This is a genomic window from Sorangium sp. So ce176 (genome assembly GCF_051519835.1).
Taxonomy (GTDB): Bacteria; Myxococcota_A; Polyangia; order Polyangiales; family Polyangiaceae; genus Sorangium; species Sorangium cellulosum_G.
Genome location: NZ_CP150371.1, coordinates 3,460,866 through 3,477,867 on the forward strand (window position 1 = coordinate 3,460,866; position 17,002 = coordinate 3,477,867).

Sequence of the window (17,002 nt, forward strand, 5' to 3'; positions counted from 1 at the left end):
TCCGGTTCCGCTGAGTCCGGCATCCTCGTCCTCCCCGTAGCCCCGGCGCCGCCGGCGGCACGCGGCGAGCGCGCGGGTGCCTGTCCGTGCCCTGTCTTCCTCCGGGTTCGCTCGAAACGTGGAAGACCGGGGCGCGTCGACTCACGCCCGGCAGCCTGGATGGAGCACGCCACGCGCATCGGATCGGTCGTGAGCTCGCGCCGCGAGTCTTCCCCCTTGTCACGCGCGCCGCCGCCCTGCCGGCGGCGCGCCCAGAGGCTCGCGATCATGACCGAACGTAAAGACACCTCGTCCACCGGTTCTTCTCCCTTCGCGCCGATCGACTCCGTCGGCGCGCTCGCCGATGCGGCGCGCCGCGAGGGGCTCCGGCTCGCCACGAACCACGCCGACTTCGACAAGTCCGGGCTCGACTTCCTCGTCGTGCACGCCCAGGACGAGGACGGCGTGCCGTGGGTCGTGCGCACGCCGCGCCGGCCCGCGGTGGTCGCCTTGGCCCGCGTGGAGGCGCGCGTGCTCGCCCTGGTGCGCAAGCACCTGCCGGTCGCCGTGCCCGACTGGCGCGTGCACACCGATCAGGTGATCGCCTACCCGCGGCTCGTCGACGTGCCCGCGATCTCCATCGATCCCGAGGCGGGCGTGCGCTGGAACCGCCTCGATCCGGCGGCGCCCTCGGCGGCGTTCATCGCGTCGATGGCCGAGGCCCTCGCGGCGCTGCAGCGCATCGGCGCGGCGGAGATCGAGGCGGCGGGCGTCCCCGTGAAGTCGATCGACGACACGCGCCAGGCCCACGCGCGCGCGATGGAGGAGACGCGCGCCGCGCTGGGGCCGCCGGACGTCCTGTGGGCGCGCTGGCAGCGCTGGCTCGCGAACGACGCGATCTGGCCGCGCCACCTCGCCCTGGTGCACGGCGACCTGCACCCCGGGCACATGCTGCTCGACGAGGGAGGCCGGCTCACCGGGATCCTCGACTGGACCGAGGCCCACCTCGGCGACCCCTCGATCGACTTCGCGCTCTTCGCCGGCGCCTTCGGCAAGGGGGTGCTCGACGCGTGCATCGCGCGCTTCGAGGCGGCCGGCGGCGCCACGTGGCCCGGGCTCGCGGCCCACGCCGCCGAGCGCTGGGCTGCGTGGCCCGCGCTGGCCGCGAAGTGGGGCGTCGACTCGGGCAACGAGGGCGTGATCGAGCACGCGCGGAGCATGCTCGCCGGCCTCGCGGCCGAGAGCGCGTGAAGCGCGGGTGACTCGAGGCGCGCGCGACGCGGCGGGCGTCGCGCGCGCCGCCCGCCGCGTCGGCGCGGACCGGCGGGACCGACGTCTCCGAAGCGCGTCGCGCCGCGCCTTGACCGACCCGGACCTCGACGTGGCCCGCGCGCCCGCGCGACGTTTGCGCCGCGATGATGCGGTGCGTCGTTCTGCGGTGCGTATTCAGAGGCGGCGGCCCTGGGTAGCCTCTTCTCCATGAGCGGAGGACACGACGCGGAGGCCGGCGCGGCGGATCGCGCGCTCGTGCTCGTGCTGCTGGGTACATTCCTCCTGCTCTCGCCGGCGCGCCTGCTCTGGGCCCGCGGCCTGCTCGCGGTGGCGGCCGTCTTCGTTGTGTGGATCGCGCTGATCGCGTTCGCCGCGCTCGCGACGCGCGCCGATCGCGCCGATCGCGCCGACGAGGGCCGCGCCGACGCCGGCCGCGGCGATCGAGGGCCGCCGCCTTGATCAACGTCGGCGTCCTCCTCTTCGCCACCGGCGCCTGGCTGGCCGTGCTCGCCGCGATCGCCCTCGCCGCGCAGCGCGAGCGGATCCCCCGCGCGCTCGCGCGGCACCCGCTCGTGCTCGCCCTCTCGCTCGGCGTCTACGCCTCGTCGTGGACGTACTACGGCGGCGTCGGCTTCGCGCAGCGCCACGGGCTCGTCTTCCTCGCTGTCTACCTGGGCCCGACGCTCGCGTGCATCGCCACGCCGCTGCTCTGGTCGCGCGTCCTGCGCATCACGCGCGAGCAGCGCCTCTCCTCGCTCGCCGACCTCCTCGCGTTCCGCTTCCAGAGCCCGGCCGCTGGCGCGCTCGCCGCCGCGTTCTCCCTCGTCGCCAGCGTGCCCTACGTCGCGCAGCAGTTCCGCGCGACCGAGCAGTCGGTCCGCGTGCTCTCGGGGCCGGGGCACGAGGAGGCCGTCGGCGCCGTCTTCTGCGCGCTGCTCGCGCTGTTCACCGCGTTCTTCGGCGCCCGCCCGCCCGCCGAGCAGGGGCGGGACGGCCTCGCCGCGGCTGTCGCGTTCGAGTCGGCGGCGAAGCTCGCCGTGCTCGCGGCCGTGGGCCTCATCGCCGTGCTCGGGGCGTTCGGCGGCGCGGGCGGGCTCGCGGACTGGCTCGGCGAGCACGCCGCCGAGGTCGAGGCGCTCGGCCGCCCCGTGCGCGAGGACGGCGGCTGGACCTCGATGCTCGTCATCAGCTTCGCCGCGGCCTTCCTGCTGCCGCGGCAGTGGCACATGGCGTTCGCCAGCGGCGCCGGCGACCGCGCGCTCGCCACGGCGGCGTGGGCCTTCCCGCTGTTCCTCCTCGCGCTCAACCTGCCCGTCCTGCCCATCCTCTGGGCCGGCACCCGCCTCGCCCCCGCCGAGCCCGCCGACAGCTACGTGCTGCTCGTGCCGCAGCTCCTCGACCAGCGCTGGCTCGCGCTCGCCGCGTTCATCGGCGGCATCTCCGCGGCGAGCGCCATGGTCATGGTCACGGCCGTCGCCCTCGCGAACGACAGCGCGACGCACCTGCTCCTGCCGCTCGCCAGGAGGACGCTGCGCCGCAACGTCTACGCGCGCGTGCTGTGGATGCGGCGCGGGCTCCTCACCGCCATCCTCGTGGGCGGCTGGCTCTTCCACCGCGCGCAGCCGAACCGCGGCCTGCTCGTCGAGAGCGGCATCGTGTCGTTCGTCGCCTTCGCGCAGTTCCTGCCGGGGCTCTTCGCCGTGCTCTTCTGGGAGCGCGCGACGCGCGCGGGGTTCATCGCCGGGCTCGCGGCCGGCATCGCGACCTGGACGGCCACGTGCCTCGCGCCGCTGCTGCCCGAGACGACCGGGGTCGACCCGTCGTGGCTCGACCACCTGCGCGTGGGCGCCGGCCGCGCGGGGCACGTCGCCACCTGGTCGCTGCCGACGCTCGTGTCGCTCGCCGTCAACAGCGCGACGCTCGGGCTCGTCTCGCTCCTGCGCCCGCCGGCCGAGGAGGAGCGCGAGGCGGCGCGCCTGTGCAGGCGGCGCGAGATCGGCCCGTCGGTCGAGCGCGCGACAGTGCCCGCGAGCGTTGACGCGCTGGAGGAGCGGCTCGCCCGGCTGCTCGGCCGCGAGGCCGCCGGCATCGAGGTCACGCGCGCGCGCATCGAGCTCGACATCCCGCGCGACGAGACGCGGCCCACCGAGCTCCACGCGCTGCAGGAGCGGCTGCACCGCAACCTGTCGCCGCTCGTCGGCCCCGTGCTCGCGAGGACTGTCGCGGAGGCGGACGCCCCCGCCGCCGGCGGCGCGAGCGGCGCGCTCACCGAGCAGCTCCGGTGGCTGGAGCGGCGCCTCGCCCGCGGGGAGACGCGGCTCGTCGGCGCCGCCAGGGAGCTCGACCTCCTGCGGCGGTGGCTCCGCTCGGTGCTCGCGCAGCTCCCCCTCGGGGTCTGCGCCGTGGGCTCCGACGGCGCGATCAGCCTCGTCAACCGCCGCCTCGAGGCGCTCGTCGGCGTCGAGGAGCGCGACCTCGCCGGGGCGCCGCTCGACCGGCTGCCGCCCCCGTTCGCGGAGCTGTTCTCCCGCGCCTTCCGCGCGGCCTCCGCGGGCGAGGCCGGCGCGGGCGCCGACGAGGTCGAGGTGCGCGTGGCCGGGCGCGCGCGGGCGCTGCGCGTGCACCGCGCCGCGCTCGACCCGCTCGACGCGCGCGCGGCCTCCGGGGGCGTCGTCCTGCTCGTGGAGGACCGCACCGAGCAGCGCGCGCTCGAGGCGCAGCTCGCCCACCGCGACCGCCTCGCCCAGCTCGGCCGCCTCGCCGCGGGCGTGGCCCACGAGGTCGGCAACCCGCTCACCGGCATCGCCTGCCTCGCGCAGAACCTCCGGGCCGAGGCCGAGAACGACGAGCTCCGCGCGCGCGCGAGCCTCATCCTCGGCGAGGCGGCGCGCATCGAGGCGATCCTGCGATCGCTGCTCGACCACGCCCGGACCGGCGCGGTGCAGTCGCCCGGCGAGATCCGGCGCGCGCGGGTCGGGCGCGTCGCGCTCGCCGAGGTTGTCGCCGAGGCCGAGCGGCTGATCCGGCTCGACCGCGCGGCGCCGCGCGTCCACGTGGAGCAGGCCTGCCCGGAGTCGCTCATCGTCATCGGCGACAGGCGCGAGCTCGTCCAGGTCTTCGTCAACCTGCTCGCGAACGCCCGCGACGCCTCCGCGCCCGGCGCGACAATCGCGGCGCGGGGGCGGATCGAGGCGGGCGAGATCGTTGTCGAGGTCGAGGACCACGGCAGCGGCATCCCCGAGGAGCTCCTCGGCGAGGTGCTCGAGCCGTTCGTGACGACGAAGCGCGACCCGAGCGGCACCGGGCTCGGCCTGCCGCTCTCGCGCTCGATCGTCCAGGATCACGGCGGGACGCTCGCGCTGCGGAGCGCTGTGGGGCAGGGGACGACGGTCGTCGTGCGGCTCCCGCTCGCGGGCGCGGCCAAGGCGCGGCGCGCGCCGGAGGCGGACGCGTGAGCCGGATCCTGCTGGTGGAGGACGAGGTCGTCATCCGGGCGGAGCTCCGGCGGCTGCTCGCCCGCCACGGCCACGACGTCATCGAGGCGGGGTCGATCGCCGAGGCTGAGGCGGGCTGCGATCTGCGCGCGTTCGATCTGGTGCTGGCCGACGTGCGCCTGCCCGGCGCGCCGGGCACGGAGCTCGTCGGCCGGTGCGGCGCCGCGCCTGTCGTGCTCATGACGAGCTACGCCACGGTGAAGGCGGCGGTCGACGCGGTGAAGCGCGGCGCCGCGGACTACCTCTCGAAGCCGTTCGACCACGACGAGCTCCTCGCCCTGGTCGAGCACCACCTCGGCGCCGCGCGGAGCGCCGTCGCGCCGGGCGTCACGCCGCCCGCGCCGCCCGGGTCGCCCGTTGTCGACGACGAGCTCGAGGGGCTTGTCGGCGGCTCGGCGGCCATGCGGGAGGTGTTCGCGCAGGTGCGCAAGGTCGCGCCGAGCGAGGCGACGCTGCTCATCGTCGGCGAGGGCGGCACCGGCAAGGAGACGCTCGCCCGCGCCGTGCACCGGCTCAGCCCGCGGCGGCAGCTCCCGTTCGTGCCCGTCCGCTGCGCGGCGATCCCCGAGGGCCTCATCGAGGGCGAGCTCTTCGGCCACGAGCGCGGCGCCTTCGCCGGCGCGCTGTCGCCGCGCGCGGGGCTCTGCGAGGCCGCGGAGGGCGGGACGCTCCTGCTAGACGAGATCGGCGAGCTGCCGGTGAGGGTCCAGGCGCGGCTCCTGCGCTTCCTCCAGACAGGCGAGGTGCGGCGCGTGGGCGCGAGCCGCGCCCGGCGCGTCGACGTGCGCATCATCGCGGCCACGCACAGGGATCTCGCGGAGCGGGTGCGCGGCGGGTCGTTCCGGAGCGACCTCTACTTCCGGCTGCGGCTCCACGAGATCCTCCTGCCGCCGCTGCGCGAGCGGCCGGGGGACGCGGTGCGCATCGCCGAGTCGCTGCTCGCGCGGCGCGCGGGGACGGCGGACCGGGCGCCGCTCGCGCTGTCGCCCGAGGCGCGCGCCGCCGTCGCGGCGGCCCCGTGGCCCGGCAATGTCCGCGAGCTGGAGAACGCCGTTCACCGCGCCATCGTCCTCGCCGACGCGAGCGAGATCGGCGTCGCGCTGCTCGGGCTCGACGCCCCTCCGCGGCCGCCTTCGCCCGCCCCGCGCGTCGCCGCGCGCGACGGAGCGCCCCCGTCCGACTCGCTCGAGGATTACTTCCGCCGTTTCGTCCTCGAGCACCAGCACGAGATGACGGAGACCGAGATCGCCCGTCGACTCGGGATCAGCCGCAAGGCCCTCTGGGAGCGGCGACAGCGGCTCGGGATCCCCCGGCCGCGCACCTGATCCCGCGGTCCTCGGCGCGGCGCGGCGCGCGTCCGGACCGCGGCGGCGAGAACGATGCAGGCTGTCCATAACTCCCTCGCGGCGCGGCGCGGTCGCGTGTTACCGATCGTAACGCGGCCTCGCGGGACGAGCGCGCCCACGTGTTCCCCCGATGGCGGAACGGGTATTCCCTTCGCGCCCTGCGTGGTATTCCGGACGTGGACTCCGAGGAACTGCTCTTATGGCACAGACGTCTCCCCAAACCCTCGCAGTGAACCCCACGAGCCTCGCCGGCGATGGTGAGGGCCAGCGCGAGGTCGTCGACAGCGCGACGCTCTGGAAGGTCATCTTCGCCTCCGCGGGCGGCACGATGATCGAGTGGTACGACTTCTATATTTTCGGGAGCCTCGCGGCGATCATCTCCACCCATTTCTTTCCGAGGGACAACCCGACAGCGGGCTTCCTGCTGACGCTGGGCACCTTCGCCACGGGCTTCGTCGTCCGCCCCTTCGGCGCGCTCGTGTTCGGGCGCATCGGCGACATCGTGGGCCGGAAGTACGCGTTCCTCGTGACGCTGCTGCTCATGGGCGGCGCGACGGCGCTCATCGGCTTCTTGCCGACCTATGAAACGATAGGGCTCGCCGCCCCGCTCGCGCTCGTCCTGATCCGCCTCGTGCAGGGCCTCGCGCTCGGCGGCGAGTACGGCGGCGCGGCGGTGTACGTCGCCGAGCACGCGCCCGACGAGAAGCGCGGCTTCTACACCTCGTTCATCCAGATCACGGCGACGCTCGGCCTGTTCGTCTCGCTGGCGGTGATCCTCGGGACCCGGCTCCTGCTCGGCGAGGAGGACTTCAAGGAGTGGGGCTGGCGCGTCCCGTTCCTCCTCTCGGTCGTGCTCGTCGCCGTGTCCTTCTACGTGCGTACGCGCCTGAAGGAGTCGCCGATCTTCTCGAAGCTCAAGGCTCAGGGGAAGACGTCGGCCGCGCCCATCAAGGACAGCCTCGGCAACAAGCGCAACTGGAAGGTCATCCTGATCGCCCTCTTCGGCGCGACGGCCGGCCAGGGCGTCGTCTGGTACACGGGCCAGTTCTATGCCCTCTACTTCCTGCAGAACACGCTGAAGGTCCCCTTCATCACGGCCACGATCGTTGTCGCCGCCGCGCTCGCCCTCGGCATGCCGTTCTTCATCTTCTTCGGCTCGCTGTCCGATCGCATCGGCCGGAAGAAGATCATGCTCGCGGGCAACCTGCTCGGCGCGATCGGCTTCTTCCCCGTGTTCTGGGCGATGAAGCAGAACGCGGACAGCCCGGTCGTGCTCACCGCGCTCGTGTTCGTGCTCGTGATCTTCGTCACGATGGTCTACGGCCCGATCGCCGCGTACCTCGTCGAGGCCTTCCCCGCGAAGGTGCGTTACACGTCGCTGTCGATCCCGTACCACGTCGGCAACGGCGTTTTCGGCGGGCTGCTGCCGCTCATCGCCTCCTCGGTGACTGTCGCGACCGGCAACATCTACGCCGGCCTGCTCTACCCGATCACGGTGGCGCTCATCACCGTTGTGGTCGGCGGCATCTACCTGAAGGAGAAGAGCGACGTGCGCCTCTGGGACGAGCTCGAGCGCCCGCGCGAGTCCTGACGGCCGCGAGGCTGTCGCTCGGAGGCCGCCGCGCCGTCGCGGCGGCCCGCCTGCAGCGCACCGGGCCTCCCCGGCATCCGGTGAGACGGCGCGAACAGCGTCGGCGAGGGCGAGCGGCTCATCCAGCGCTGCTCGCCTCTCGTGAACACGAATCGATCTTCAGCCACTGACACTCTCGACGAGCACGGCGCCGCCGGAGCTCGCTCGCCCGTGGTTCCACGTGGGCCACGCCAGCCCCGCCGGACAGGCGAAGACGGGCGATCCTCCTGCCGTGCTCGGCTGTCGTCCACCTCATCTCTCCTGCCGTCACCGCCTCACGCCCATCGCGCGAGGCCGTCGTGCGCTCGCGCTGGGACGATTCAGCACATCATGCGACCATCGCCCTTGAGTCGCTAGCAGGCTGAGAAATGACACTCATGCTCGATCTGCGACGTGTCGTGATCAGACATTTCTTGATCGGGAATCTGCCGTGAGCGCGCCGTGTCCCTTGCTTTGCGCGCACCGCGCTTGCGTGGTGCGCTTGGATGAATTGATTCGCGGCTCGCTTCATCACTTCAAGGAGAAAGCTTCATGCGCTTTATTGGCTTGCTGGGCCTCTGCTCGGCCTCGATCGCGTGCTCCCTGGTCGCCTGCATCGGCGCATCGACGGACGACGAAGAGATCGCGTCCCTGGAGGGCGGCGTCGTCAGCGCGGACGGGTCGATAGAGGCGGTCCTCTCCGTCCAGTCGCAGTGGGGGTCGGGGTACTGCGCGAACGTGTCCTTGAAGAACGTGGGCTCCGCCCCGATCTCCACCTGGAGCATGGTCATCGCGCTCAACGGCTCCAGGCTGGACAGCGCGTGGAACGTGACCACCACGCCGTCGAGCGGCCAGTTCTCCGTCGCCCCCTTGAGCTGGAACGCGGCGCTGGCCAGGGGCGCCTCGACGAGCTGGGGCTTCTGCGGGGTCGGCGCCAGCCTGCCCACCATCGCGTCGATCAACGGCGGCGGGGTCAGCGGCTCGGCCTCGGCGAGCTCCAGCAGCAGCGCGTCGAGCAGCTCCAGCAGCAGCGCGTCGAGCAGCTCCAGCAGCAGCTCAAGCGCGTCCAGCAGCAGCTCCGTGAGCTCCGGATCGGGCGGCGCCGGTGGCGGGGGCGGCGCGGGTGGCGCTGGCGGTGCGGGCGGCTCCGGCGGCGGAGGCGGGGGAACCACGGGCCCTGGCTGGGACTGGGCCGGGATCATCGGCACCGGGCAGAGCCTGTCGGTCGGAGCGCAGGCGACGCCGATCAGGGCGACCACGCAGCGCCATCACAACCTCAAGCTCTCGCTGGGCAGCGTCAGCGTGCCCCCGTTCAATCCGAACGCCAGCGGGCTCTCGATGGTGCCGCTTGTCGAGCCCATCCGCCCGCTCGCCACCGGGTATCCGAGCGCGTATCCGCGCAACATGTACGGCGAGTCGCCGCACACGGCCATGGGCGACCAGATCACCACGCTGGCGCAGGCCTCGACGGGCCGCGATTACATCAGCGTGCACACGGTCGTCGGCGAGAGCGGACAGGCCATGTCGGTCATCCGCAAGGGCGCCAGCGACACCGGCTCCACGGGCCGGGCCTACGCGGCGTCGCTGTTCGAGACCGCGGCGATCGCCCGCCTCGCCGGCGCGCAGGGCAAGAAGTACGGCGTCGGCGCGATCGTGATCACCCACGGAGAGTCCGACGCCGGCAGCGCGAGCTACAAGAACGATCTCGTCCGGCTCTGGACCGACTACAACACCGATATCAAGCCGCTGACGGGTCAGACCCAGTCGATCCCGATGTTCGTGTCGCAGCAGCACGCCTATCCGACCGGCTCGAACCAGCGGTCGGCGTCCACGCTCGCGCAGTGGCAGGTCGGCGTCGACCGCCCGGGCGAGATCATCTGCTCCGGGCCGAAGTATCAGTATCCGTACGCGAGCGACAACATCCACATGACGGTGGATGGCTACGAGCGGCTCGGCGAGAAGCTCGGGCAGATCTACCACGAGAAGGTGGTGCAGGGCCGCGACTGGCGGCCGCTGGAGCCGACCCGCGTCGAGCGCAGCGGCCGCGTGATCACGGTGCACTTCCACGTGCCCGTGCCGCCGCTCGCCTGGGACAGCGCGCTGCCCGCGCCGCACCAGGGCGCGCTCACCGAGTGGTCGCAGGGGAAGGGCTTCGAGGTGCGCACGGGGAGCTCCCGGATCCGGATCAGCTCCGTCGAGATCTCGGGCAGCTCGGTGCGCATCACGGTCGGCAGCGATCTGCCGGCGACGGGCGTCTTCGTCGGCTATGCGATGACGAGCGACGGCACCGCGTTCGCCGGCCGGACGTGGCGCTCGGGCCAGCTCCGCGACTCGGATCCGTTCGTCGGCTCGATGACGCGCGTCGCCCAGCCGAACTACGCTGTCGCGTTCGAGATGCCGGTGCCCTGAGCCGCGCCGGAGCGGCGCTTGGAGCCGCGCCGTCGCGGTAGAGCGCCGCAGCCAGACGTCTGGCCACGGACAGCCAGACGTCTGGCCACGGACAGCCAGACGAGGTGCCCCGCCGGGCGCGCGTGGTCCGGGCCGACGTACTGCTCGAGGATCTCAATGCCGGAGCGGCATTGATAGAAACACGCGAGCGCGTCGTACTTCACCTGAGAGTAGACGGACGGGCTCACGTCGAATGGGCGTGCTCCGGGTGGCGAGCCCGCAGGGGCCCTCAACCTCGGGTGGGTCGCTCTCACAGCGACAGCGAGGCGGCGGCCCCATCGATGGCTCCGCGGCGTCGTGGACAGCGCTCCTGCGCCGCGCCCTGGCACAGCTGAACGCCCGAGCACATTGACGAGGAATCCATAGCATGACGATACACTGGCGCCCGATGCTCAGACCAGAGGACGCTTGCCGCCGGCTCGCTGCAGCCCTCGGGATCTCGGCTGGCGCCGCGATCGTGCTCTGGCCGAAGGCCGCCCTCGCGAATGCCGGCATCCCGATGATCGTCCTCGCGTGGCCCGCATCATGGATCGCCTTTGTTCCCGTCGTGCTCGTCGAGGCTGCGGTGGCTCGGCGGGTCCTGGCCCTGCCGACGCGAGAGGCGATCAAGCTTTCTCTGGCCGCGAACGCATGGTCCACGCTCGCAGGGATTCCGATCACGTGGGCTCTCCTGATGTGCCTCGAGATGCTCGCTTGGTCCATGCTGCCGATGGTTGGACGTGAGCTCGAAACGGTCGCCACATCGCTCTTGATACCGTTCTCTGCTCCGTGGATACCCTCCGTCGGGGAGCGCTGGATCGTGTTCGCCGCCGGGGCCTTTCTCTGTGTGCCCTTCTTCTTCGCCTCCGTGTGGATCGAAGCGCGAAGCGCTGGACGCCGCGTGCCGGCGGCCGACGCACGCCGCTGGGCCAAGAGGGCGAACGCCGTCACTTATGGCTTCTTCCTGGTCATGCTCGCGCTGGTCGCGTGGGCGAGCCACGCGGGCATCGTCGGCTAGCCGCGGCCGCGGGCGCTGTCAGCCCGCCTGCAGCTTGGATATCAATCCGGTGCCTGATCACGCGCGGCGCACGTCCGCCTGCGCCTCCGGCAGGGCATCCCGGTAATTCCGCTCACAGCCGCGGATCGATCGGCTCGCTCTCCAGCGCGAGCACGCCGAACACGCACTCGTGCACGCGATAGAGCGGCTCGCCCTCGACGAAGCGGTGGAGCGCCTCCAGCCCGAGCGCGTACTCCCGGAGCGCCAGCGCGCGCTTCGACGAGACGCTGCGGTGCCGCAGCCGCGTGAGGTGCTGCGGCATCAGGTACTCCGGGCCGTAGATGATGCGCAGGTACTCCGGCCCTCGGCACTTGATCGCCGGCTGGACGAGCCCGCGCGGGCCGCGCACGATCCACTCCCACGACTTGACCACCATCCCCTCGCCGCCGCGCTCGACCATCTCCGTCCAGAAGGCCACCGCCGCGGCCTCGCTCTGCGGGTCGGAGAGGTCGACAATGCGGTGCGGGGTGGGGACGAAGAACGCCGGATCGACCTCGCCGAGGCGCGCCAGCATCCGCAGGTGAAAGCCGTGGTCCCGCGCGGCGTGCACAGCGCCCTCGCTCGCGAGCAGGTGGAACGGCGCGAGCCGCATGTCGGCGAGCGAGCGCACAGGCCAGCAGTAGCGACGGTAGGCCGCCACGTACCCGTCCATCGCCGCCCTCCGCGCCGCGTGCCGCTCGAGCAGCGGCCGCGCGCTCTCGTCCCGCGCGGCCGCGAGCTCCAGCGCCCGGACCGCCGCGCCGAGCGACGCGCGGCCGGACGAGCCCACCGCCGCGTACTGCCCGCGCAGGAGGTCCTGCGCCTTCGCGGACCAGGGCAGGAGCTCCGCGTCGAGGCAGACCCAGTCGGTGCGGAGCTCGGTCCACAGGTCGGCGCTCTCCATCGCCGCGCGCACCCGGTCGACGAGCTCCAGGCTCCGCGCCTCGTCCGCGAAGAACGGCCTGCCCGTGCGCGTCGTGCACACGCCGAGCGGCCCCTCGTCGAGGCGGAACCTCCGCCGCCGCGCCGCCTCGTCGCGGCACACGACGAGCACCGCGCGCGACCCCATGTGCTTCTCCTCGCACACGACGCGGCCCACGCCGTTCTGCCGGAAGTACGCGAACGCCTCGCGCGGGTGCTCGAGCACGCCCCCTTCCTTCGCCGTCTCGGTCGGCGACATCGTCGGCGGCAGGTAGATGAGCCACCGCGGATCCACGGCGAAGCGGCTCATCGCCTCGAGCGCCGCCGCCGCGTTCTCCTCGCGGATCGTCACCATGCCGTGGATCCGCGTGCGGATCGCGCGCCGGCCCCGGATGTCCTCGATGTCGAGCACGTCGCCGTCCTGCCCGCGCGAGCCGGCCCTCGGCTCGCCCGCCAGCGGCGCGAGCGGCTTCTTCGGCTCGTAGTACACGCGGCGCGCCTTGACCTCGACGAGCTCGCGCTCCGGGTAGCGCAGCGCCGTGAGCGCGCCGCCGAACACGCACCCCGTGTCGATGCAGATCGTGCGGTTCTCCCACTCGGCCACGGTCGTCGGCGTGTGGCCATAGACCACCATCGCCTTGCCGCGGTACTCCGACGCCCAGTTGTACCGCACCGGCAGGCCGTACTCGTCGGTCTCGCCCGTCGTCTCGCCGTACAGGCAGAACTCGCGCACAGCGCCCGATCCGCGGCCCTGGAACGCCTCCTTGACCCCCGCGTGCGCGACAGCGAGGTTGCCATCGTCGAGCACGTAGTGGCTGACGAGCCCGTCGATGAAGTCGGCCGCCTTCGCCTTGAACTCGTCCGTCTCGACCTCGAGCTGCGCGAGCGTCAGCTCCAGGCCGTGCGTCGGCTTCACGTCGCGGCCGCGCAGCTTCTTGAGCAGCTTGACGTCGTGGTTGCCCGGCACGCACAGCGCCGCGCCCGACGCGACCATGGCCATCGCGAGGCGCAGCACGTCGGGCGAGCGCGGCCCGCGGTCCACGAGGTCGCCGAGGAAGAGCGCGCGCCGGCCCTCGGGGTGCGAGGCGCGGGGCGCGTCCGGCAGCCCCTCCAGGCGGTAGCCGAGCGCCTCGAGCAGCTCGACGAGCTCGTCGAAGCAGCCGTGGACGTCGCCGATGATGTCGAACGGCCCGTGATCGTCGCGGCGGTCGGTCCAGAGGCGCTGCCGCTCGACCGTGGCCGCCGCGGCCTCCTCGGGCGACGAGAGCACGTGCACGTAGCGGAAGCCCTCGCGCCGGAGGTCCTTGAGCGAGCGGCGCAGCTCCCGGCTCTGGCCTCGCACGACGTGCGGGCCGAACTGCCGGTCGGGCCGGCCGGCGTTGCGCGCGTGGCAGACCTTCTCGGGCATGTCGAGCACGATGGCCACCGGCAGCACGTGGTGCTCGCGCGCGAGCGCGACGAGCGGCCTGCGCGCGTCCGCCTGCACGTTGGTCGCGTCGATGACGGTGAGCCGCCCGGCCGCGAGCCGCTTGCCCGCGATGAAGCGCAGCACCTCGAAGGCGTCCGCGCTGGCGGCCTGGTCGTTCTCGTCGTCGGACACGACCCCGCGGTAGTGGTCGGACGAGAGGATCTCCGTCGGCTTGAAGTGCGCCCGCGCGAACGTGCTCTTGCCGGAGCCGGACGCGCCGACGAGCACGACGAGCGAGAGGGTGGGGACGACGAGGGGCTTCTGCTCGCTCACGGCGACACCTCCGCGCGCAGGAAGACCGCCATCTGCGTGGGCGCGCCGAGCGCGGGATCCATCGGGCCGACGGGCAGGTGCTCGACCGTGTAGCCGTGCGCGCCCGCGACCCTCTCGCAGAAGGCGTGGAGCTCGGCGCGCGTCCACTCGAAGCGGTGATCGCCGTGGCGGAATGCGCCGCGCGGCAGGTTCTCGAACCGCTCGTTGTACTCGGCGTTCGGCGTTGTCACGACGGCGACGCGCGGGCGCGCGTGCTCGAAGACGCTGCGCGCGAGCGCGCCGAGGCGCGAGAGGTCCACGTGCTCGATGACCTCGACCAGGGTCACGGCGTCGTAGCCCGAGAAGCGCGCGTCCCGGTACGTGACGGACGCCTGGAAGAGCTGGATCCGCCGCTTCTGCTTGTCGGGCAGGTCGTCGAGGCGGAGCCGGTTCTTCGCGATCTCGAGGCTGCGCATCGACACGTCGGCCCCGGCGACGCGCTCGAACACGCGCTCGTCGACGAGGCGCTTCAGCAGCTTGCCCTCGCCGCAGCCGAGGTCGAGCACGCTCCGCGCCTCGGCCCGGCGGAGCGCGGCGACGACCGCCGCGCGGCGCTCCTCGTCGAGGCTCATCCGCGCCTCGGCCCTGTCCTCGGGCGCGGCCTTCTCGTCCTCTGTGTCCTCGGGGCTCGGGTCCTCGTCGGCGACGAGCCGCGCGAGCGCCGCGCGGAAGAGCGGGCGGCTGTGCTTGAGGTAGCGGAGCGCGATCGCCTCGCGCTCGGGGTGCTCCGCGAGCCAGCCCTCGCCCTTGGCGAGGAGGTTGTCGACCTCGGCGTCGCCCACGTAATAGTGCTTCTTGTCGTCGAGCACGGGCACGAGCACGTAGAGGTGCGCGAGCAGCTCCCGCAGCCGGCACGTCCTCGCGAGCGAGACGCGCAGGGTCGAGCCCTGGCCCCACTCCGGGAACGCCTCGTCGAGCGGGAGCCGCTCGGCCGCGACCTCGTAGCCGAGCGGCTCGAAGAGCCGCCGGAGCAGCGCCTCGCCGCCGCGGCACGGCAGCGCCTCGATCGTCGCCGAGAGGGGGAGCGGCGCGTCGGCGAGCTCCGGGCGGTCGCGGCACTTGCCGCCGAGCGCCGAGCCGAACACCTGCGCGATGGCCACGGAGAGGAACGACGAGGCGACGTAGGGCCGGTCGTTGACGTACTGCGCGAGCGTGCCCGGCTCGCCCACGCCGCGCCCGCGCACGAGGTCCACGGGGTCGACGTCGAGCAGGAGCGCCGCGGTGCACCGCTCCTCGGTCGCCTCGGGATAGAACACGTGCGCCTTGCCGAACGAGAGCGAGAACGACTGCGTGTGCGCCGGGTTCTTGACGAGCAGGTACCCGAGGTCGGTCGCCGGTCGGTGCGTCGTGGTGAGCGTGAGGAGCATCGGAAACCGCAGTCTACGTGAGCGGGGCAACGCGCGACAATCGCGGCGCGCGCGCGCCGCGAGCGCCTCGCCGGGGCGCGCAGGGGGGGAGTCACCGGTCGAAAGACAATCTTGTATCGACGGAGATCGCGTGTTCGAGGGGGAACGGTGGTGATGTGGGCGCCCGTGGGGCTCGATGTGGGCAATCGGCGCCGGCGCAGGTGCGTTTGCCCGAGGTGAAATGTTCGGCGGATCCGCGGGTCTTCTTCGTTCAGGAGGGATCATTCCAGAGTCGTTGGGTCTCAAAATGATCTTCTGTGACTTCGCGTGATGGCGAGCTCTTCAATCTGCATTATTGAAGACGTCACCGGCTGCGCCCTCGCGGCGCGCCCACACTGTGGAGAATGCGATGCGATCCTTGGCTTCTCGATCCTTTGCTGTGCTTTCTTTCCTTGGCTTTGGCTTGCTTGCTGCGTGCACCGCTCCGGTGCAGGGCGACGAGGGCGACGACGCCGCGGGCGACCTCACCAGCGCCGTGATCACGACCGATGGGCTCGGGGTCGCGGCGCTGACGAGGTCGGCCGACTGGGGCAGCGGCTACTGCGCCGAGGTGAACGTCGTCAACGAGGGGACGGCGCCGGTGACGTCGTGGACCGTGGTGATCGATCTCCGGCAGTCGAACCTGATCAGCCTCTGGGAGGCCGAGTCCAGCCGGAGCGGCTCGATCCTGACGGTGACCCCGCAGGCCAACCGTCCCGCGATCCCGGTGGGAGGCGCGACGAGGTTCGGGTTCTGCGCGGGCGCGACCGGGAGCGACTACCAGCCGGTGATGGTGTCCATGACCCAGAACGGGTCGATCGGCTCGGGCGGCACCACCGGCTCGGGCGGCACCACCGGCTCGGGCGCGGCGACCGGCGGCGGCGGGGCAGGGGGGAGCGGCGGGGGCGCGACCAGCAGCGCGAGCGGCGGCACCGGCGGCAGTTCCGAGGGCGAGGGCACCACGACGGGCGGCGGGACCGGCGGGACCTGCTCGATCCCGCTGCCGAGCTACGAGGACGGCGACGGGTCAGTGACGTGGTACACGCTCGGCCAGGGCTCCGGGGGGGTCGTGAACTGCAGCTTCCCGGTCCTCGGGACGAGCCCGGACAGGGTCGCGCACGTCGCGACCGGCGGCGGGCGGTATTTCGCGGCCATGAACACGGCCGATTACGACACGGCGGCCGCCTGCGGGGCGTGCGTGGAGGTGAGCCGCGACGACGGGCGCAAGGTCGTGGCGACGGTCGTGGATCAGTGCCCCTCGAACGGCAACCCGAAGTGCACGCCAGGGCACATCGATCTGAGCCAGGAGGCCTTCCAGCAGATCGGGTCGATCGACGATGGGTATCTGGGCACCGGCAACGGCGGGGCCCGGGGGAGGATCTCGTGGAAGTACGTGCCCTGTCCGGTCGAGGGGGATCTCTCCATCTCGCTGAAGGAGCAGAACGCCTGGTGGAACGAGTTCCGCGTGCAGGGCCATCGCACCCCGATCGACAAGCTCGAGGTCCAGATCAACGGCACCTGGCAAGAGGCGACGCGGCAAGTCTACAACTACTGGCGCGTCGGCAACGGCAACATGCCGGCGGGGCCGTGGCGCGTGCGCGTGACCGACGTCCTCGGCGAGAAGATCGAGACAACGGTGCAGGTCAGCACGGCCGAGCAGTCCGCGTCGGCCCAGTTCTCGACGTGCGAGTGATCCGGCCGCTGTAGGGCCGGCGCGCCGAGGCATCCCCTCGAATCCTTCGGGAAGTTCACA

At 72.6% G+C, this 17,002-nt stretch carries 10 protein-coding genes and 1 pseudogene; 9 read left to right on the forward strand and 2 right to left on the reverse strand.

The window, feature by feature from the left end:
- Window positions 1-267: 267 nt before the first annotated feature.
- The 8 genes and pseudogenes from WMF42_RS13200 to WMF42_RS13235 all read left to right on the forward strand — a co-directional run bounded on the left by WMF42_RS13200 (window position 268) and on the right by WMF42_RS13235 (window position 11,145).
- On the forward strand, window positions 268-1,230 hold the full coding sequence (locus tag WMF42_RS13200) for a macrolide 2'-phosphotransferase (RefSeq protein ID WP_437692228.1): 963 nt from the start codon (window positions 268-270) through the stop codon (window positions 1,228-1,230).
- Between the two features lie 228 nt (window positions 1,231-1,458).
- Window positions 1,459-1,710, forward strand: coding sequence for a hypothetical protein (locus WMF42_RS13205; protein WP_437692230.1), 252 nt, complete (start codon window positions 1,459-1,461; stop codon window positions 1,708-1,710).
- A complete protein-coding gene (locus WMF42_RS13210) occupies window positions 1,707-4,706 on the forward strand; it encodes an ATP-binding protein (protein WP_437692232.1) in 3,000 nt (999 codons plus the stop codon). The genes WMF42_RS13205 and WMF42_RS13210 overlap by 4 nt, the downstream gene beginning before the upstream one ends.
- Window positions 4,703-6,070: a sigma-54-dependent transcriptional regulator gene (locus WMF42_RS13215; RefSeq protein ID WP_437692234.1), complete on the forward strand. Its 1,368-nt coding sequence runs from the start codon at window positions 4,703-4,705 to the stop codon at window positions 6,068-6,070. Before WMF42_RS13210 ends, WMF42_RS13215 begins: the two co-directional genes overlap by 4 nt.
- 220 nt (window positions 6,071-6,290) lie before the next feature.
- Complete coding sequence (locus WMF42_RS13220; protein ID WP_437692236.1) at window positions 6,291-7,682, forward strand: MFS transporter; 1,392 nt, start codon at window positions 6,291-6,293, stop codon at window positions 7,680-7,682.
- Between the two features lie 570 nt (window positions 7,683-8,252).
- A pseudogene (locus WMF42_RS13225) lies at window positions 8,253-8,606 on the forward strand (cellulose binding domain-containing protein); the annotation flags it as partial.
- Window positions 8,607-9,002: 396 nt separating this feature from the next.
- Complete coding sequence (locus tag WMF42_RS13230) at window positions 9,003-10,109, forward strand: dockerin (RefSeq protein WP_437694484.1); 1,107 nt, start codon at window positions 9,003-9,005, stop codon at window positions 10,107-10,109.
- A 406-nt stretch (window positions 10,110-10,515) separates the two neighbouring features.
- On the forward strand, window positions 10,516-11,145 hold the full coding sequence (locus tag WMF42_RS13235; protein ID WP_437692238.1) for a hypothetical protein: 630 nt from the start codon (window positions 10,516-10,518) through the stop codon (window positions 11,143-11,145).
- A 112-nt stretch (window positions 11,146-11,257) separates the two neighbouring features.
- On the opposite strand, the gene WMF42_RS13240 is transcribed toward WMF42_RS13235, so the two are convergent.
- Together WMF42_RS13240 and WMF42_RS13245 are read right to left on the reverse strand one after the other, a co-directional pair.
- Window positions 11,258-13,825 carry a polynucleotide kinase-phosphatase gene (locus WMF42_RS13240; protein WP_437692240.1) on the reverse strand — a complete coding sequence of 856 codons (2,568 nt, stop codon included), beginning with the start codon at window positions 13,823-13,825 and terminating at the stop codon, window positions 11,258-11,260.
- Window positions 13,822-15,231 (reverse strand): 3' terminal RNA ribose 2'-O-methyltransferase Hen1, encoded by a 1,410-nt coding sequence (locus WMF42_RS13245; RefSeq protein WP_437692242.1) that lies wholly within the window; start codon window positions 15,229-15,231, stop codon window positions 13,822-13,824. The genes WMF42_RS13240 and WMF42_RS13245 overlap by 4 nt, the downstream gene beginning before the upstream one ends.
- 442 nt (window positions 15,232-15,673) lie before the next feature.
- On the opposite strand from WMF42_RS13245, the gene WMF42_RS13250 reads away from it, so the two are divergent.
- Complete coding sequence (locus WMF42_RS13250; protein WP_437692244.1) at window positions 15,674-16,942, forward strand: expansin EXLX1 family cellulose-binding protein; 1,269 nt, start codon at window positions 15,674-15,676, stop codon at window positions 16,940-16,942.
- Window positions 16,943-17,002: the final 60 nt, after the last annotated feature.